We start from the raw sequence: 18,894 nt of genomic DNA on the forward strand, positions 1-18,894 counted from the left end.
CGGGTGGTCTCGCCTCAACAATTTTTATCAGCTTCCGACTGCCTACTGTACTAAAACTAGATTCTTGCAATCGGAAAACTGTGTCTATTGACAATGATGGCAGGTTTCAACAAAAACAGTTTCGCGCTCGTTGTACTCAGGCTACAGAATTCGGCCTCATTTGCCGTCGTCATACGACAATCGCTCTGTTTCTGAAGGAAATCTGAAGATTCCATATGAGGCAAAAGAAGTAGTTCCACTAGATGCAGTGCCAGGTGTATTGATTGTTTGCACCAGATTTCTATAGTAATCTTCGGCCAACACAACAACATTTTGCGCCTTATCGCTACCCATCAAGCATGGTTTTGTAGTCTTACTACCTTGCTGCATGAGGAGCGACGACGCCCTACATCATGAGACAACTCCTCGCCAGCATCGTGCTCGGCAGCGCCTCGTTCGCCGCCTGTGCCCAGCCCACCGCCATCGCCCACATGGAGCCGCCGTTCTGGTGGGCCGGCATGCAGCATCCCCAGGTCCAGCTGATGGTCCATGGCGACAAGATCGCCGAACTGCAGCCGCAACTGGCCTATCCCGGCGTGCGCATCGCCAGCGTGACCCGCACCCCGAACCCCAACTACCTGTTCATCGACCTGGCGCTCGATCCGGCGGTCAAGCCGGGCAGCTTCGACATCGCCTTCAACGGCGCTGGCCGCACGGCCAGCTACACCTACCGCCTGCTCGAGCGCGAACCCGGCTCGGCCAAGCGCCAGGGCTTTTCCAGCAAGGATGCGATCTACCAGATCATGCCGGACCGCTTCGCCAACGGCGACCCGTCCAATGACAGTGTCGACGGCATGCCGGACAAGCTCGACCGCAAGGGCGGCCTGGGCCGCCATGGCGGCGACATCAAGGGCATCATCGACCGCCTGGATTACGTCGCCGGCCTGGGCTTCACCCAGCTGTGGCCAACGCCGCTCGTCGAAAACAATATGCCGGGCTACTCGTACCACGGCTATGCGGCGACCGACCTGTACAAGATCGACCCGCGCTACGGCAGCAACGAGGATTTCAAGCGCCTGTCGCAGGAAGCGAAGAAGCACGGCATCGGCATCATCCAGGACGTGGTGCTGTCGCACATCGGCAGCCACCACTGGTGGATGAAGGACATGCCGGCCCCGGACTGGATCAACTACAACGACAAGTTCGTGCCGACCCACCACTACCACACGGCGGTGCAGGACCCGTACGGCTCGAAGGAAGACGCCGACAACTTCACGCGCGGCTGGTTCGTCAAGAGCATGCCCGACATGAACCAGTCCAATCCGCTGGTGGCGAATTACCTCATCCAGAACAATATCTGGTGGATCGAGTACGCCGGCCTGTCGGGCCTGCGGATCGACACCTTCGGCTATTCGGACAAGCCGTTCCTGGCGGAGTACACCAGGCGCCTGATGGCCGAATACCCGAACCTGAACCTGGTCGGCGAGGAGTGGAGCACCAAGGTGCCGGTGGTGGCCTACTGGCAGCGCGGCAAGCAGAACTTCGACGGCTACCAGGCCTATACGCCGAGCCTGATGGACTTCCCGGTCGCCGAGGCGATGCGCAAGGCGCTGGCCGACAAGAAGGGCGGCAACGTATTCACCGACGTCTACGAGACGCTGTCGCTGGACTACCTGTATCCGGAGCCGGGCAACCTGGTCCTGTTCGCCGACAACCACGACATGTCGCGCATCTACAGCGAAGTGGGCGAGGACTTCGACAAGTACCGCATGGCGATGATCTTCATGATGACGGCGCCGCGCATCCCGCAGTTCTACACCGGCGACGAGATCCTGATGACCAGCGCCGTCGGCGAGCGCAACGACGCCACCTACCGCACCCCGTTCCCGGGCGGCTGGGCCGGCGACAAGGTCGATGCTTTCAAGGGCGTCGGCCTGAACGCGAAACAGCGCGCGGCGCAGGACTTCGTGCGCAAGCTGGCCAACTGGCGCAAGGGCCAGCCGGTCATCCATCACGGCAAGATGATGCACTACGGGCCGCAAGACAACACCTGGGTCTACTTCCGCTACGACGACGAGAAGAAGGTGCTGGTCGCCTTCAACAACAATACGAAGGAAAAGGCGCTGGACGTCGACCGCTTCCGCGAGATGCTCACGGGCGTGACGAGCGGCGTCGATGCCCTGACCGGCAAGACCTATGACCTGCGCGAAAAACTGACCCTGGCGCCGCGCGCGGCCATCGTCCTCGAACTGGCGGCGCCCCAATGAAGCGCCATGCCATCGCCCTGGCCGCCCTGCTCTCCTGCGGGGCCGCCGTAGCGCAGGACGGCCTGTACGTGCGCGGCGCCTTCAATGGCTGGGGCACCGCCGCCCCGCTCGCGGCCAAGGGCGATGGCATTTACCAGGCCGACGTCGAGGTCATGCCCGGCAACCATGCCTTCAAGCTGGGTACCGGCGACTGGAGCGCGGAATGGGTGATCGATCCCGACAAGAGCACCAGCGTCAAGCCCGATACCGATTACCGGCTGGAGCGGCAGTCCGGTCCCGAGACCTTCCTGTTCGTGCGCCAGCCGGGCACCTACCGCTTCACGATCGATACGCGCGACAAGGCGGCCCCAAGGCTCAGGGTGGCGCGCATCGCCGACGCCAGGCGCGATACCGGTATCGACCCGCATGCCGGCCACGCGGCCCAGGCCAGCCAGCAATGGCCGACCTGGGACGGCAAGGTGGAAACCGTGCGCTACTCGACGCCGGATGCGAACGCGCCGCTGCGTCGCTACGTCCAGTCGAGCACCATGCTGCTGCGCGATCCCGGTCCGCAGCACGTCGCCTACGCCGAAGAGGACGGGCTGCCGCGCGTACGCAGCGGCAACCTGGCCTTCGACGCCCTGTTCGCCATGGCGGGCCGCGAGATGCGCCAGAATTCGGTCAGCCAGATCAACGACGGCAACTACAACGGCGGCAACGCGATCGACTGCGCCTGCTTCGCCACCGGCGAGAAATGGGCCTATGTCTGGACCCGCGACCTGTCGTACGCGGCCGACCTTGGGCTGGCGATGCTCGACCCGCAGCGGGTGCGCAATTCACTGGATTTCAAGCTCTCGGGCTGGCGTCCCGATATCAAGGTGGCGCCGCAGGTTCCCGGCTCGCCAGACGGCCTGCAGGTCGTGCAGGATACCGGTAGCGGCGGCAGCTGGCCGGTCAGCACCGACAGGCTGACGTGGGCGCTGGCGGCCGAGGAGACGCTGCGCACCCTGCCCGCGCTAGAGCGCGCGCCGTTCGCCGCGCGCGCATTGAAAGCGCTGTCGAACACGATCGAGATCGACCGCGTGGCCGCTTTCGATTCGGTCACGGGCCTGTACACGGGAGAAGAATCCTTCCTCGACTGGCGCGACCAGAGCTATGCCGCCTGGATCCCGGGCGACCTGGCGTCGATGGCAAGTTCGAAAGCGCTGTCGACCAATGTCGTCTATTACCAGGCGCTGAACCTGGCGGCGAAGCTGGCGCGCGAACACAAAGATACGCAAAAGGCGCAGCGCTATGCAGGCTGGGCGCTAGACCTGAAGCGGGCGATCAACACGCATCTGTGGCTTCCGGACACAGGCATGTACAGCAGCCTCACCGCCGGCCACCTGGACAACGCACCGCTGCATAAATTCGACTGGCTGGGCCAGGCGCTGGCCATCGTCAGCGGCGTGGCCGACGAGCGCCAGGCGCGCGCGATCCTGGCGCACTATCCACATGGCCCGCTGGGCGCGCCGATGATCTGGCCGCAGCAGATTGGCGCCCCGGTCTACCACAACCGTTCGAGCTGGCCGTTCGTGACCGCCTATGGCTTGCGCGCGGCGGCGCAGGGCAGGAACGTGGCGGTAGCCGACGTCGCCTACGCCTCGCTGATGCGCGGCGCGGCGGTCAACCTGTCGAATATGGAAAACCTCGAGTGGCTGTCCGGCCAGCCGCTGCTGCTCGACGAGAACAATCCCGACCTGAGCGGCCCGGTGATCAACTCGCGCCGCCAGCTATGGTCGGTCGGCGGCTACCTCGGCATGGTGATCGGGAATGTGTTTGGCGTGCAGACGCTGGACGACGCCATCGCACTGCGCCCCTTCATCACTTCGAAGCTGCGCCGCGACACCTTCGGCGGCACGAACGAGATCGCGCTGCACGACCTGCGCCTGCACGGCAAGCGCATCGACGTGCGCCTGCAGTTGCCGGCAGCGAGCGAGCAGGACGGCTATTACACCGTCGAGCGCATCGTCCTGAATGGCAAGCCGGTCAAGGACACGATCCGCCTGCCTGAGCTGGCCGACACCAACCGCATCGAGATCGTGCTGGGCAAACTGGTGGCGGGCCAGCAGGACATCCGCCGCGTGAACGCCAATCCCTACGAGGAGGCAAGCGCAGTCTTTGGGCCGCGCGAGCCAAGCATCGACCGCCTGGAACGTGCATCTTCCGGCCCGGTCACCCTGCAGATCGGCGCCAACGGCAACGCCGCCAACGTGCGCTACCGCGTCTATCGCGACGGCAAGCTGGTTGCCGACGAGCTGCCAGCCGGGGCCTGGCGCGATCCCAAGGCGAGTGCGACGTCCTGCTACGCGGTCGAAGCGCAGTTCACCGACAGCGGCAACGTCAGCCACCACAGCCAGCCGCGCTGCGTCGATGCGGGAATCGAGATTCCCGTGACGGATGCGCGCGTGCAGTCGAACCTGCAGGCGACGGCGCCCGATGCGCGCTTCACCCGGCCACACCTGAAGGACTGGGGCCAGCCGGAAGACCGCTTCGCCATCGACGGCATCCGCATCGAGCAGGCTGGCGACTACCGGCTCCAGGTGCGCTACCACAACGGCGCCAACCAGGTGAACCTGGGCATCAGCGGCGGCGTGAAGTGGCTGGCGCTCAAGGACAGCACCGGCAAGGTCGTGGCCCAGGGCGTGATCCAGTTGCCGCATGCGCCGCTGCTCAAGCAGGACACGCCGAGCGTGTACTCGACGCCGCTGGCGGCGCGCGTCAAGGCGGGCAGCTACCGCCTCGAGATGACGGACTTCTACAATATGAGTTATCTCGAGAGTAACCGCAGCTTCACCGGCGCCGGTGGCGCCGAGCCGTCGAACCGCTTCGACATCTACGGCGTGCGCCTGCTGCGTGTGAAGTGAGAGGCCGACCGCTTACGCGGTCTCGAACGTCCCGTTGATGGGGCGCGGATCGCCGCGCCCCTTTTCCGACACCAGCAACTTGAGCCGCCCTTCAAGCACGCGGAACTCGAACGGCGTCGCCATCTTGCTCACTTCCCCATCGGCAGCCACCTTCAGCCGCTTGCGTCCATAGAACGATGGCGTGCGCACGGTCATGCTCTTGAACGGGAACGCGATCACGTCGCCGCCCGCACCGAGCTTGCCGAAGGCGCCGCGGATTAGCAAACCCAGCAGCCCGAGTTTACCCATCGGCTTGGGCGCCAGCGCCACCAACTGCCCTTCTTCGACCGCCTCGGTCAGGTCTTCCATGCCGACCTGCTCCATCTGCAGCCGATTATTGCCAACGAACAAGGTCGTGGTGCGCAGGCGTTGTTCCTTGCCGTCGAGCTCGAGCGTGATGCGCAGGTGGCGGTGCGGGCGCAAGGCCATCTTGATCGCCGACAGGAAGGCCACGACACGGCTGCGGCCATACTCGCGCTTGTCGTGTTCGCGTTCCTCCAGCAGCGCCGGATACAGGCCCACGCTGGCATTGACCAGGAAGATCTTGTTGTTGAGCATGCCGATCTGCACCGGCCTGACCTCGGCGCGCAGCATCGCATACACCGCCTCGGCCAGGTCTTCCGGAATGCCGTGGGTGCGGCCGAAGTAGTTAAATGTTCCCTGCGGCAGCACGCCGAACAGGCAACCGGCCAGCACCGCCTGGTGCGCCACCGTGTTGATGGTGCCGTCGCCGCCGGCCGCGACCAGCACGCCGTCGCTGGCGACCGCCTTGCCTGCCATCTCGCGCGCAATGTCTTCCAGCCGCTCCGGCTTGTCGACCACCTCCAAATGACAGACCCGGCCCGACCTGTCCATGACCTCGCGGATCGTCGAGATGCGTTCTTCGGTCTCGGAATGCCCGGAACCGGCATTCAAGACGATGTAGAAATGGGCGTCGGGCAGCAGCTCGGTGGGTGGCATCGCAGGGTCGATTCGATCAGGTGGCGTTGAGGATGCGCCATCGTATCACCGTCAATACCGCGCGCAAGGTGCGCTACTCAACCATCCAGCTCCGTCAGATAGACGTCGACCGGCGGCTGGCCCGGCGCCAGGGTGGCGCGGCGCGTGAAGCGCAGGCCGAGGCGCTGCAGCAGCGCGATGGAGGGGGCGTTGCCGGGCGCGACGATCGCCGCCAGGCGCCGGATGCCCAGCGCCGCCGCATGGCGCACCGCCGCCTGCCCCGCCTCGAGGGCGTAGCCGTGGCCGCGATGCGCGGGCAGGAAGGCATAGCCGATGTCGACGTCGTCCAGCGTATCGCGCTTGACCAGGCCGGAGAGACCCAGCGGCATGCCGTCTTCCAGCCGCTCGACCAGGTATAGCGAATGCCCGTGTTTCGCCTGCATCGCGATCGGCCCGTCGCGCAGCCCGCGCCGCGCGGCGTCGACGCTGCGCAGCTGGCGGTCGCCGATATGCTCGATGAAGGCGGGGTCGTTCACCAGCGCCAGGTAGAAGGGCGCGTCGTCCTCGGTCACGAGGCGCAGGCGCAGGCGGTCGGTGCGGAGGATGTCGGTCATCCCCCGATCATACGCCTACTCGTCCGCGGTCGGCCAGTGGTCGGGATCCTGCAGCAGCTGGTACATCACATAGGCGTCGACGTGGCCCAGGCGCTTGTGGCGGAAGGCCTTGGGCAGGGTGCCGACGATGGCGAAACCCAGCTTCTTCCACAGCCCGATGGCGGCGGCATTGGTGCTCACCACGTGGTTGAACTGCATCGCCAGGTAGCCCTGGCCGCGCGCTTCGTCAAGGCTGTGCTCGCCCATCAGGCGGCCGATGCCCGCGCCCTGCGCCGACGGGCTGACCATGTACGAGGCATTGGCCACGTGGTGGCCGCGCCCGACCTGGTTCGGCACCAGGCGGTACATGCCCAGCACGCGCCCGCCGGTGCTCACGGCGACGAAGCTGCGCACGCCCTGGCCCAGCCAGTAATGGTGACCGGCCTCGCGCGAGGTCGCAGTGGTGAATACATAGCTCTCGCCGGCCACGACATGGGCACAAAAAATGGTCCAGATCGCCTCGAAGTCGGCTTCGGCGGCGGGACGGATTTCAATATCTCTCACGACTATCTTAATACGAATGCCAACAATGGCAATCAGCTATTTTGCCTGAATTCTCACGAATTTTCACACACCCACCGAAATCGCCGAACCGCTGCTGCGCCTCATGCTCACGCCAGTGGACCACCAAAACGTAGCAATTTTGGCACAAGTGGCATGAGGCCAAACAAACAATGCTGCGATGCAATATTACCCGTTATAAATAAGGCACGGTTGTGCGTTGCAACACCCGCCAATCGTGGTTACACTGGCAGATATTGCAGCGCGCCATACTTGACCGATAGGAAACCCGATGACCTCACTTCCCGAGCAATTGTCCGCAGCATCTACCAGGCAACTGAGCGCCCAGCTGGATGCGCAGTTCCGCATTTTCCATACCTTTGCCGCCCAAGCGCTGGACAACGTCAGCCGCCTCGCCTCGCTCAACCTGTCCGCCTCGCGCGCGTCGGTCGAGCGCTCGTCGCAGACCCTGCGCCAGCTGGCCGAAGCGACCCAGCCGCGCGACCTGCTGGTGCTGCGCACCCACGCCGAGCAGCAGGTGCGCGGCCTGGTCGACTACGGCCGCGAACTGTTCAACATCACCGCCAATGCCCAGCCCTACGGCTTGCGCACGATCGCGGCGCCAGCGGCGCCAGCAGCCGCGTCGCCAGTCGCGGTTGCGGAGATCGTCCACGAAACGCCGGTTGCCGAGGCGCCGCCGGAAGCCCAGCAAGCTGCGGCTGCGGCCGCGGAACCTGCACCGGAACCGGCCGCGGAACCAGCGCCGGCGCCAGTGCCGACGCCTGAAGCCTTCGTGGTCGAGCAGGCCGAACCGATTGCCACCGCGGCCGAGGTACAGGCGACCATCCTCGAGGAGCCGGTGCCCGTGTCCGAGCCGAAGCCGATCGCCAAGGCCGTCGGCAAGGGCGCCCCGAAGGCCGCCGCCGCGCCGCAACCGCTCGCGGCCCCGGTCGAGGACAAGGATTCGGCCACCGTCACCCGCATCGGCGCGCCGCCGAAGCGCCGCAAGTAGGCCGCGCACGCTGCGGCGAACGAGGCCGCGGAATGCGCCGGACTGGCAAAACGACTACACTAGCGGGCTCTGGCCCTAATGCCGTTAAGTTAGCGTAAAAACCGTCGTTCCCGCTAAGGCGGGAACCTAATTCTGCGAGCGTTTCGACGACGTTAGCAGAACTTGGGTTCCCGCCTTCGCGGGAAGTCGTTACCTCCAGTGGAGGTAACGACGTGGTGGCTACTCTTAACTTAACGGCATTAGGCTCTGGCCCGCTTTTTTTTCGGGGCCCATTTCCAAGGATCTCGAATGAGTTTGTCCAGGCTGATCGGCGGCTTCGTGCGCCGGCATTGGCAATCCTATGCCTCGTCGGCGGTCATGCTGGTCGGCGTGGCGATCTGCACCGTCCTCATCCCGCGCACGGTCGGCGCGCTGGTCGACGCCCTCGCCGCCAACCGCCTCGGCCAGCACGAACTGCTGGTCGGGATCGCCGAGCTGCTCGCGCTCGGCGTGGCGATCTACGTGCTGCGGGTCTGCTGGCGCATCCGCCTGTACTCGGCCGCCTACCAGCTGGGCGTCGAGCTGCGCACCCGGCTCTACGCGCGCCTGGCCGCGCAAGGCCCGGCCTTCTACCAGCGCCAGCGCACCGGCGACCTGATGGCGCTGGCCACCAACGACATCGACGCCATCGAGATGGCGGCCGGCGAAGCGCTGCTGGCCGCCTTCGACGGTACGCTGACCCTGGTCATGGTGCTGGGCATCATGATGCTGGGAGTCGACTGGCGCCTGGCCCTGGTCGCGCTGCTGCCGTTCCCGCTGATGGGCCTCGCGTTCTGGTATATCTCGACCCACATCCACACCGCCGAAGGCGATGCGCTCAAGCGCTTCTCCGCGCTCAACGACCATGTACAGGAATCGCTGTCCGGCGTACGTACCCTGCGCGCCCTCGGCCTGGAAGGCCGCAGCGCGGCGCAGTTCGGTGAACTGGCCGGCAATGCCGCGCGGGCCAGCCTGACGGCGCAGAAATGGGAAGCCGCCTATGAACCGGCGGTCGGCCTCACGCTCACCGCCGCCACCGGCCTCACGCTCGGCCTGGGCGGCTACCTGGTGTGGCAAAACGAACTGACAGTCGGCGCCCTGACCAGCTTCACGATGTACCTGGGCCAGCTGATCTGGCCGATGTTCGCGGCCGGCTGGGTGCTGGCCCTGATCGAACGCGGCCGCGCCGGCCTGGCGCGCCTGCAGCCCCTGCTCGACGCCCCGCTGTCGGTCGAGGACACCGGCACCATCGACAAGGTCGGCCAGGGCCCGCTGGTGTTCGATGGCGTCACCTTCGCCTACGGCGGCGCCGACGCGAACCTGCAGAAGCCGGCGCTCGATCGCGTGTCGCTGACCTTGGCCCCTGGCCAGACCCTGGGCCTGGTCGGCCCGACCGGCTCCGGCAAGTCGACCCTGCTGCGGGTGCTGCTGCGCCAGGCCACGCCGCAGGCCGGACGGGCCGAATGGGCCGGCCAGCCGCTCGACGCCTACCGCCTTTCGGCCCTGCGCGCCGCCACCAGCTGGGTGCCGCAGGAATCCTTCCTGTTCTCGGCCTCGATCGCGGAGAACATCGCGCTGGCCCGCCCCGGCGCCTCGCGCGACGAGGTGATGGCGGCGGCGCGCATGGCCGACATCCACGACGACATCCTGCGCTTCCCGCAGGGCTACGATACACCGGTCGGCGAAAAAGGCATCACCCTGTCGGGCGGCCAGCGCCAGCGGGTCGCGATCGCGCGCTCGCTGCTGGCCGACAGCTCGCTGCTGCTGCTCGACGACGCCCTGTCGGCGGTGGACACCGGCACCGAGACCCGCATCCTGGAACACCTGGCCGAGCTGCGCCAGGCGCGGCCCGAGCGCGCCGCGATCATCGCCAGCCACCGTCTGTCGGCAGTGGTGGCGGCCGACCACATCGTCGTGCTGAAGGATGGCCGCGTGACCGAATCCGGCACCCACGACCAATTGCTCGCGCTGGACGGCTGGTATGCCAGCCAGTGGCGCTACCAACAACTGGAGGCCAGCCTTGATGCAATCTGAAGCAACGCCCGACAAGTCGCTGGAGCGCGGCATGCTCCGCGACCAGGCCAGGCTGGCCACGCGCCTGCTGCGCCGCGCCGCCGCGCCCGAGAAGCGCCAGCTGGCCATCGCCACCCTGTGGCTGGTCCTGGCCGCCGCCTTCGAAGTCCTGGGCCCGCTGCTGGGCAAGGCCCTGATCGACGACCACCTGCTGCCGCGCGAGCTCGACTGGCCGCGGATGGCGCTGCTGCTGGGCGGCCTGGTGGTCACCGGCTGGATCGCGAGCTGGGTGCGCTACCTGCAGCTGATCCGCCTGTCGGGCCTGGCGATGCGCTCGGTGCAGCGCCTGCGCGAATGGGTGTACGGTCACGTGCTGCGCCTGCCGATGGCCTTTTTCGATCGCGCCATCACCGGCCAGCTGGTCAGCCGCGTGACCAACGACACCGAGGCGGTCAAGACCCTGTACATCCAGGTCCTGTACGTCATGCTCGACAACTCGATCGTCCTGGTCGGCACCATGATCGCGATGGCCTGGCTCGACTGGCGCCTGATGCTGATCGTGCTGACCCTGGTGCCGGCCGTGGTGGGCATCGTCTGGCTCTACCAGCGCCTGTCGGCGCCGGCCGTGACCCGCGCACGCGCGCTGCGCAGCGACATCAACGCGCAAATGGCCGAATCGATCGGCGGCATGAGCGTCCTGCAGGCCAATAATGCCGAGGTGCGCTTCGGCGAACGCTTCCTGGGCACCAACCGCAACCACTACACGGCGCGCGTGGCCGAGCTGCGCGCCAACGCTTTCCTGCTGCGGCCCGCGCTCGACCTGCTCAACGTGGCGCTGCTGGCGCTGGTGATCTTCGCCTTCGGCCAGCGCCAGGTCGGCGCGGTCGAGGTGGGCGTGCTGTACGCTTTCGTCAGCTATATCGCACGCGTGGTCGAGCCCCTCATCCAGATCACGATGCAGTTCAGCGGCCTGCAGCAGGCGGTGGTCGCGGCGGCGCGCGTGAACACCCTGCTCGACGAAGCGGGCGCGCCGGAGCACGCCAGCGGCCGCGCCCAGGACGAAGCGGCCTTCTCGCCGGACGCGCCGGCGGTACGGGTACGCAATGTGCAATTCGCCTACGTGGCCGGCCAGCCGGTGCTGCACGACCTGTCGCTCGACGTGCCGCAAGGCGCCTTCTTCGGCATCGTCGGCCATACCGGCAGCGGCAAGTCGACCCTGCTGTCGCTGCTGCTGCGCTACTACGTGGCCGACCAGGGCAGCATCGAGATCGGCGGCCTGCCGCTGGCCGGCATCGGCAACGAACGCTTCCGCAACGAGGTCGGCCTGGTGCCGCAGGATCCGTTCATCCTGGCCGCCAGCGCGCGCGAAAACATCGACATGGGCCGCGGCCTGCCGCTGGCGCGCCTGCAGGAGGCGGCGCGCGCGGCGCATGCGCACGACTTCATCGCCGCACTCGAAGACGGCTACGAAACCCAGTTGGGCGAAGGCGGCTCGCGCCTGTCGTCGGGCCAGAAGCAGCTGATCGCGATCGCGCGCGCGCTGGCGGGCGAACCGCGCATCCTGCTGCTGGACGAAGCGACTTCGCGCATCGACAGCGCTACCGAGCAGATCGTGCAGGAAGCGCTGGAAGAATTGCGCGGCAAGGTGACCATCATTGCCATTGCGCACCGCCTGTCGACCATCCGCGAAGCCGACCGCATCATCGTGCTCAACCACGGCCGCATCACCGAGGCCGGACCGCACGAGGAACTGATGCGGATCGAGGGCGGTTTGTACCAGCGCCTGTACCTGCTGCAGCAGATCGCGGTTTAAATCCGGCTCCAGTTGAAGCACCCGGCCAGCGCGCCGCTGCCGCTCACCAGCAGCGCGCCGTGCCGGTACAGGTCCCAGCGGCGCGCCTGCGGCACCGCCACCACGACCACGCCCATGGCGCGGTCGCTCCAGACCAGCCGGCCGTCGACGGCGTCGAGCGCCGAGAACACCTCGCGCGGGCCGGCGTCGGGACGAAACACGACGGTGGCCAGGTCTTGCCCCGGCGGCGGCACCAGCGCCCAGGCGCCGGCGCCGGCCGTGCCGGCGGCCAGCAGCACCAGCGCCGCGGTCGAACCGCGCATGCCGGTGGAACCGCCTCCGCCACGGCGGCGCAGCCAGCGCCAGCCGAGCACCAGCGGCGCGATGCCGAATGCGGCCAGCCACAGCAGATCCCACAGCAGCGGGTTCGGGCTGTCGATGCGGATGCGATGGATGCCGAGCAGCCAGTGCGACAGCAGCGCGTCGATGGCGTGCCAGGCGCCAAAACCCACCAGCATCGCGCCCGCCAGCGGCCGCCCCCAGTCGACCCCACCGCGCCGCTGCGCGCGCCACAGGCCGAACAGGCCGGCCAGCGAGACCACATACATCAGCAGGTGGAAGTAGCCGTCCCACAGCACCTGCAGGCGCAGGTCGTCGATGCCGGGGACCAGGCTCAGCAGATGGTGCCATTGCAGGATCTGGTGCAGCAGGATGCCATCGAAAAAGCCGCCCAGCGCAAAGCCGAGCGTCGCGCCCCAGCGGGCCCATGGCGATGTCCACATGAAGCGCTCCTCGTCGATGTCGTGGAACGAGTATAGAAGGCGCAGACGATCCGGCTCGCACCGTTCAGGCAAAAATAATGTGTGATTTATCGCCTGACAGTAGATGACTTGCATCGACAATTTGTTTCAACCCTCATGCGTCGGGAATTGGCTTTCCGGCCTGGATTGGCGGGCTTTATGGGGTATTTCCCCCGGCCCGGTCCAGGGCTGCCGAGGCTGTGTCATTTTTGTGACATTTAAAGAGAAAGTGGAATTTCTGCTTTGCAAGAGCCATATAATGGCCCAAACAACTTCCGCCGGACCGACCCGGCGCGACGAGATACGGCATGTTGGCTGTCCTGCAATGCGCATTGGCGCGCTCTCGCTCCCACGCACTGGCGCTGGCCCTGTGCGCGGCATCGGCGTGGGCGTTCGCCGATGACGTCCTCCCCCTGGACCAGCGCATCGCCGAGATTCGCGAGCTGAACCGCTTCGTGCCCGAGCGCGCCCTGCCCCAGCTGGAAGCGCTCGAGACCCAGGCCCGCAACGCGCCGCTGGCGCAGCGCATCGAGTTCCTGAACCAGATGGCCATGGCGCGCCACGGCCTCGGCCACCATGCCCAGTCGTTCGCCCTGTCCAACGAGTTGATCGCCATCGGACGCGAACACGATCATGCCGGCGCCCTGGCCAAGGGCTTGCTGATGCAGGGTTACTCCGCCTTCGCCCAGCACCGCCAGGGAGAAGCGCACCGCCTGGTCTGGGAAGCGGAAAAACTGGCCAACACCACCGACGACATCGACCTGCGCGTGCGCGCGGCGATCTCGTCGGGCGAATCGTATGCCGAGGATGGCAACCTGCCGCGCGCCCTGGAGCGCTTGCAGTCAGCGGCGGCGCTGGCCCGCAAGCAGGGCGAGCCGGTCCATGTCGTGATGGCGCTCAATTCGCTGGTGCGCCTGTACGCCAAGATGCGCGAGCCCGAAAAAGGCTTCGGCCTGATCGACGAAGCGCTGGCCGCCGCCGAAAAGGCGAACTCGCCCGGTCGCATGGCGACCATCAAGAACGCCGAATACGGACTGGCGATCGATACCGGCCAGCGCGAACGGGCGCTGCGCGCGCTGCAGGAGGGCCTCGCCCTGGAGCGCTCGATCGGCGCCAACAAGCGGGTGGTCGTCTCCCTGATCAACCTGTCGGACTTCTATCTCAAGACCGGCGACTTCAGGCACGCGGCCTCGTACGCCGAGCAGGCGGTGGCGGCCTCGCGCCCATTGAATGACCGCGCACTGGACGCCACCGCCCACCTGAACCTGGGGCAGGCCTACCTGGGCATCGGCAACGTGGCCGAGGGCAAGCGCCATATCGAGATCGGCGTGGACGGCTATGAGGAAATCGGCGACAAGCCGGAACTGCAGACCGCGCTGGTCGAATACGGCAGTGCGCTGGAACGCGCCGGCGACCTGCCCGGCGCGCTGCAAGCCTATCACCGCGAGCGCAAGATCTCGAACGAGCTGTTCGAGCGGCGCCGCCAGCAGGCCATGCTCGACCTGCAGGAAAAATACGATACCGACAAGAAGCAGCGCCAGATCGAGCTGCTGCGCAGCGAAAACCTGATCAAGTCGACCGAGATCGACAACCGCCGCCTGCAGCAGCGCGTGTGGTGGCTGCTGGTGGCGGTGTTCGCGCTGGCGGCGACCGTGGTCGGCCTGCTGTACCGCAAGGTACGCCACGCCAACGCCCAGCTGCACGAAAAGAACCGCGAACTGAAGCAGCAGAGCGTGCGCGATCCGCTGACGGGACTGTACAACCGCCGTCACTTCCTGGAGTACATGCGCGCCTTGCCGGCCGCGGGACAGCCGGCCGGTGCGTTGTTCCTGCTCGACGTCGACCATTTCAAGAACATCAACGACACCTATGGCCACGCGGCCGGCGACGCGGTGCTGACCACGATCGCGGCGCGCCTGTGCGAGATCCTGCGTGAGACCGACATGATCGTGCGCTGGGGCGGAGAAGAATTCCTGGCCTACCTGCCCACTGCGCCGGCTGGCAAGGCGGGACTGGACGAGGTGGCCGAGCGCATCCTGGCCGGCATCGGCGCGACCGTCGTCGAGCATGGCGGCGCGGCCCTGAGCGTGAACGTGTCGATCGGCTACGCGCCGTTCCCGCTGGCGGTCGGCCAGCAGCAGCTGGCGTGGGAACGGGTGGTCAACCTGGTGGACATGGCGCTGTACCTGGCCAAGTCGCACGGCCGCAACCGCGCGTATGGCGTGCGCGGCTTCGCCGACGACCGGCTGGCCAGCATCGATGCGATCGAGCAGAACCTGGAACATGCCTGGCGCGCGGGGCAGGTCGACCTGTCGACCGTGATGGGGGAGCGGGAGCCGTTGAGAGCGGTGAACGGTTGAATGACAAAAACGCCAGCCGCAGGATGCGGGCGTGCTGGCGGTCGCGCAGCAGTTCTTGCTTCTTGCCGTAGCGCTCGTATTCGCCAACCAGCGACACGTCCTCGGTCAGCGCATATTGCAGGCCGACTGCGCCGTACAGGCCAGTGTCGCGCTCGCTCCAGCGCGCATCCATGAAACTGCCCTTGCGTTCGTTATGGGACACGCCCAGCTTGCCGTAGACCGACAGGGGGCCGTTCAGCGGCAAGGTGTACTTGCCCGCGACGTAGGTGCTGTTGCCGGTCAATGCCCGTGCTGCCCGCCCGCCACCGCCGGCACGACGAATTCCACGGTCTTGCTGGCGATGACCTTGTGCGTGGGATCGGCCAGTTCGAGCAGCACCTTGTGCGGCCTGGGCGCCAGGCCGACCAGGATGATCGGCTCATTGCTGGCGTCGGCCCAGTGCCACGGCGCGCCGTCCACCGTCACATGCAGGTGGCCGATGCGCGGCGAGACATCGAGCGCACCCTTGCCATACACCGGCACGATGCGGATATTCTCGGTGCGGTAGCCGATGAAGACCTGGCCTTTCGCCAGCGGGCCTGGCAGCGGCTGGTCGACGGTCAAGCTGGGCGCCGCCTCGTTCTCGATCGCCACCACGGCGATCGGGCGGGCGCCGCCGGTGTCGGCCTGAGCGAACACCGGCAGCGACAGGGTGGCGGCAAGGATCAGGATGGATAATGGTCGCATGACAGTCTCCTAGACGAGGTTGATCTCGACGCCGATATTGCCGCGCGTCGCCTTCGAGTACGGGCAGGTCTGGTGCGCCGTGTCCACCAGCGTGCGCGCCGTCTCCCGGTCCAGCCCTGGCAGGTGCACATTCAGGCGCGCCTGCAGGAAGTAGGCGCCGTCCGCATGGCACAGGTCCACCTCGGCGTCGACCGCCAGGTCCGCCGGCAGCTTCACGCCCAGCTTGCCCGCTGCGAGCCCGATCGCGCCGATGAAGCAGGCCGACCAGCCGGCCGCGAACAGCTGCTCGGGATTGGTGCCCTCGCCTTTCGATCCGGGCGAAGACAGTTGCACGGCCAGGCGGCCGTCATGGCTGCGGGCCGCGCCATCGCGTCCGCCCGAAGTGGTGTGGGTCTTGCCGGTGTAAAGCACGTTTGCTTGGGTGTTCATGGTCGATCTCCTTAGAATTTTGCGACGTCGAGGATGGCCTGGGCGAATGCGCGTGGCGCTTCCTGCGGCAGGTTGTGGCCGATACCGCCCGCGAGGTGGCGGTGCTCGTACTTCTTCAGGAACTTCCTGGCGTAGTTCTTCGGGTCCGGGTGTGGCGCCCCGTTGGCCTCGCCTTCCATCGTGATGGTCGGCACGGCGACGTCGGGGAAGGTCGCCAGGCGCCGCTCGATGGATTCGTAGCGCGGCTCGCTCGGCGCCAGGCCCAGGCGCCAGCGGTAGTTGCTGATCGAGATGGCGACATGGTCCGGGTTGTCGAGCGACCTGGCCGAGCGCGCGAAGGTGGCGTCGTCGAACTTCCACTGCGGCGACGCCAGCTCCCAGATCAGGCGCGCGAAGGCGTGCGTGTTCTCGCGATACCCCAGTTCGCCGCGCGGGGTGGCAAAGTAATATTGGTACCACCATTGCAGCTCGGCCTTCGGCGCCAGCGGCTTGACGTTGCCTTCCTGGCTGCCGATCAGGTAGCCGCTGACCGAGACCAGCGCATGGAAGCGCTGCGGCCACAACGCGGCCAGGGTGGTCGCGATGCGCGCGCCCCAGTCGAAGCCGGCGACGATGGCGCGCTCGATCTTCAGCGCATCGAGGAAGGCCACGGCGTCGGCCGTGAAGCTGGCCTGCTGGCCGTTGCGCGGCGTGTCCGGCGACAGGAAGCGCGTGCTGCCGTAGCCGCGCAGGTGCGGCACGATCACGCGGTAGCCGGCGGACACCAGGATCGGCGTCACGTCGATGAAGGCGTGGATGTCGTAGGGCCAGCCGTGGAACAGCACGACCGGCATGCCGTCGCGCGGCCCGGCATCGACATAACCGACATCGAGCACGCCGGCATGGACCTGGCGGATGTCGGTGAAGGTGTTGCTGGCCGGTGAAATCGCGCCGTAGTCGCCGGCGCTGGCGGGTGCGGCCTGCACCGCTTCGACCAGGCTGGCCTGGGTAGCGACGAGGCCCAGCGCCGCCGTGCCGAGGAAATTCCTGCGTGTCAGGTTGGTCATGATGTTCTCCTTCGTGGATTGAATCGATGGTGGGTCAGGCCACTTCGCCCAGCAGCGCCTGGATCTTCGCTTCGGTTTCCTGGTAGGCGCTTTCACCGAAGTGCGTGTAGACGATGCGGCCGCGCCTGTCGATCAGGTAGACCGCCGGCCAATAGCGGTTCGAATACGCTTCCCAGGTGGCGTAGCGGTTGTCCTGGGCCACCGGGTACGGGATGCCGAAGCGCTTGATCGCACCCTGCACGTTCGCGGTCGAGCGCTCGAACGGGTACTCGGGGGTATGCACGCCGACCACGACCAGGCCCTGGTCCTTGTACTTCTCGTGCCAGCGCTTCACGTGCGGCAAGGTGCGGATGCAGTTGATGCAGGTGTAGGTCCAGAAATCGACCAGCACGACCTTGCCGCGCAGGCCCTGCATGGACAGCGGCCGGGAATTGAGCCACTTGTCGATGCCGGTGAATTCGGGGGCGGTATCGACCCTGGCGAACGGCGCGCCGTGGGCCGTGGCGGCGTTGAAGAAGGTGGCGCCGGCGAGCAGCGTGACGAACAGGTTTTTCATGGTGGGTCCTTTCACAGCGAGATGAAGTTGGCGAGGTGGGCGTACAGCAGGACGTCGTACTGGAAATAAATGGCGGCGGCGGTGGCCAGGATCAGCGCGCCGAACACCTGTTGCAGGCGGTCGGCATGGCGGGCCACGGCGCGGATCCGGGTGCGCACGAACTGGCCGCCGTAGGCGATGACCAGCATCGGAATGCCGGCGCCGACGGCGTACAGCAGCAGCAGGCCGGCCGAGCGGCCCAGGTCCCGGGCCTGGGCCACCAGCACCAGGATCGAGGCCAGCACCGGCCCGGCGCAGGGCGTCCACACCGCGCCGAGCGACATGCCCAGCAACAGACCGCCGAGATTGCCGGCGCGTTCGCTGCCGCTGGCGGGCAGCGTGCTGCTCACCAGGCTGCCCAGGCGGTTCATGAGCCAGGCATACGGCGCCTTCCACAGCATCGCCAGGCCCAGCACGGCCAGGATCGCCAGGCCCGCATGGCGCAGGGTTTCATGGGCCAGCACCACGTGCTGCGAGGCGCTGGCCAGCAGCATGCCGAGCGCGGCGAAGGCGATGACGAAGCCGGCCACGATGAACAGCGGACGGGTGTTGCGCCGGCCTTCGGCCTGGTCGTTCAGGGTGCCGCCCAGGACGATGGGCAGGATGGGGAGCACGCAGGGCGAGGCGATGGTCAGCACGCCGCCGAGCAGGGCAAGTGGTGCGTCGATGGGGTTGGGCATGGCACGGTCCTCCTGTTGGAATGACCGTATTGGACCGCCGTGGCGTATCCGGGATGTGTCGCGGATGGGCGTTTTTGCAATCCAATGTACCCGCCCGGGGGCCAGATACATTGGCATACAAAAGTGCGCTACCTTTACGCTATAAAGACAGCATTGCCAC

Annotated in this window: 15 protein-coding genes and 1 pseudogene; 6 read left to right on the forward strand and 10 right to left on the reverse strand. The window is 66.7% G+C overall.

The genetic code is table 11. The features are described from left to right. Positions 1-392: 392 nt before the first annotated feature. Both Q9246_RS08865 and Q9246_RS08870 read left to right on the forward strand, forming a co-directional pair. Positions 393-2,246 (forward strand): glycoside hydrolase family 13 protein, encoded by a 1,854-nt coding sequence (locus Q9246_RS08865; protein ID WP_306397069.1) that lies wholly within the window; start codon positions 393-395, stop codon positions 2,244-2,246. Then, positions 2,243-5,131, forward strand: a complete 2,889-nt coding sequence (locus Q9246_RS08870; protein WP_306397071.1) for an MGH1-like glycoside hydrolase domain-containing protein — start codon at positions 2,243-2,245, stop codon at positions 5,129-5,131. Before Q9246_RS08865 ends, Q9246_RS08870 begins: the two co-directional genes overlap by 4 nt. A gap of 12 nt (positions 5,132-5,143) precedes the next feature. On the opposite strand, the gene Q9246_RS08875 is transcribed toward Q9246_RS08870, so the two are convergent. From Q9246_RS08875 to Q9246_RS08885, 3 genes are all read right to left on the reverse strand, one after another. Continuing rightward, positions 5,144-6,130 (reverse strand): diacylglycerol/lipid kinase family protein, encoded by a 987-nt coding sequence (locus tag Q9246_RS08875; RefSeq protein WP_306397072.1) that lies wholly within the window; start codon positions 6,128-6,130, stop codon positions 5,144-5,146. 77 nt (positions 6,131-6,207) lie between these two features. Next, entirely contained in the window at positions 6,208-6,723 is a 516-nt protein-coding gene (locus Q9246_RS08880) for a GNAT family N-acetyltransferase (RefSeq protein WP_306397073.1), read from the reverse strand. A 15-nt stretch (positions 6,724-6,738) separates the two neighbouring features. Then, positions 6,739-7,266, reverse strand: coding sequence for a GNAT family N-acetyltransferase (locus tag Q9246_RS08885; RefSeq protein ID WP_306397076.1), 528 nt, complete (start codon positions 7,264-7,266; stop codon positions 6,739-6,741). A gap of 289 nt (positions 7,267-7,555) precedes the next feature. Here Q9246_RS08885 and Q9246_RS08890 point away from each other — a divergent pair, with 289 nt between their 5' ends. The 3 genes from Q9246_RS08890 (at position 7,556) to Q9246_RS08900 (ending at position 12,119) form a co-directional block, all read left to right on the forward strand. Next, on the forward strand, positions 7,556-8,275 hold the full coding sequence (locus tag Q9246_RS08890; protein WP_306397077.1) for a phasin family protein: 720 nt from the start codon (positions 7,556-7,558) through the stop codon (positions 8,273-8,275). A 288-nt stretch (positions 8,276-8,563) separates the two neighbouring features. Further along, positions 8,564-10,327, forward strand: coding sequence for an ABC transporter ATP-binding protein (locus Q9246_RS08895; protein WP_306397079.1), 1,764 nt, complete (start codon positions 8,564-8,566; stop codon positions 10,325-10,327). Positions 10,328-10,358: 31 nt separating this feature from the next. Further along, the gene (locus Q9246_RS08900) at positions 10,359-12,119 is read left to right on the forward strand and encodes an ABC transporter ATP-binding protein (protein WP_306398124.1); all 1,761 of its coding nucleotides are present in this window, start codon (positions 10,359-10,361) and stop codon (positions 12,117-12,119) included. Here the strand turns inward: Q9246_RS08900 and Q9246_RS08905 are convergent. Beyond that, positions 12,116-12,880, reverse strand: coding sequence for a DUF2243 domain-containing protein (locus Q9246_RS08905; protein WP_306397081.1), 765 nt, complete (start codon positions 12,878-12,880; stop codon positions 12,116-12,118). The genes Q9246_RS08900 and Q9246_RS08905 overlap by 4 nt on opposite strands. Positions 12,881-13,206: 326 nt before the next feature. On the opposite strand from Q9246_RS08905, the gene Q9246_RS08910 reads away from it, so the two are divergent. Further along, positions 13,207-15,258, forward strand: coding sequence for a tetratricopeptide repeat-containing diguanylate cyclase (locus tag Q9246_RS08910; RefSeq protein WP_306397082.1), 2,052 nt, complete (start codon positions 13,207-13,209; stop codon positions 15,256-15,258). Between the two features lie 70 nt (positions 15,259-15,328). Here Q9246_RS08910 and Q9246_RS26505 read toward each other — a convergent pair. The 6 genes and pseudogenes from Q9246_RS26505 to Q9246_RS08935 all read right to left on the reverse strand — a co-directional run. Then, a pseudogene (locus tag Q9246_RS26505) lies at positions 15,329-15,541 on the reverse strand (outer membrane beta-barrel protein); the annotation flags it as partial. After that, positions 15,538-15,984, reverse strand: coding sequence for a DUF6130 family protein (locus Q9246_RS08915; RefSeq protein WP_306397083.1), 447 nt, complete (start codon positions 15,982-15,984; stop codon positions 15,538-15,540). The pseudogene Q9246_RS26505 and the gene Q9246_RS08915, both read right to left, overlap by 4 nt. Before the next feature lie 9 nt (positions 15,985-15,993). Further along, positions 15,994-16,413, reverse strand: a complete 420-nt coding sequence (locus Q9246_RS08920; protein WP_306397084.1) for an organic hydroperoxide resistance protein — start codon at positions 16,411-16,413, stop codon at positions 15,994-15,996. 11 nt (positions 16,414-16,424) lie between these two features. Then, positions 16,425-17,459, reverse strand: coding sequence for an alpha/beta fold hydrolase (locus Q9246_RS08925; protein WP_306397085.1), 1,035 nt, complete (start codon positions 17,457-17,459; stop codon positions 16,425-16,427). A gap of 34 nt (positions 17,460-17,493) precedes the next feature. Beyond that, complete coding sequence (locus Q9246_RS08930) at positions 17,494-18,015, reverse strand: thioredoxin family protein (RefSeq protein ID WP_306397087.1); 522 nt, start codon at positions 18,013-18,015, stop codon at positions 17,494-17,496. Positions 18,016-18,026: 11 nt separating this feature from the next. Beyond that, a complete protein-coding gene (locus Q9246_RS08935) occupies positions 18,027-18,734 on the reverse strand; it encodes a cytochrome c biogenesis CcdA family protein (RefSeq protein ID WP_306397088.1) in 708 nt (235 codons plus the stop codon). Between the last annotated feature and the right edge of the window lie 160 nt (positions 18,735-18,894).

Origin of the sequence: Telluria beijingensis (assembly GCF_030770395.1) — a bacterium.
In the GTDB taxonomy this organism is placed as follows: domain Bacteria; phylum Pseudomonadota; class Gammaproteobacteria; order Burkholderiales; family Burkholderiaceae_D; genus Telluria; species Telluria beijingensis.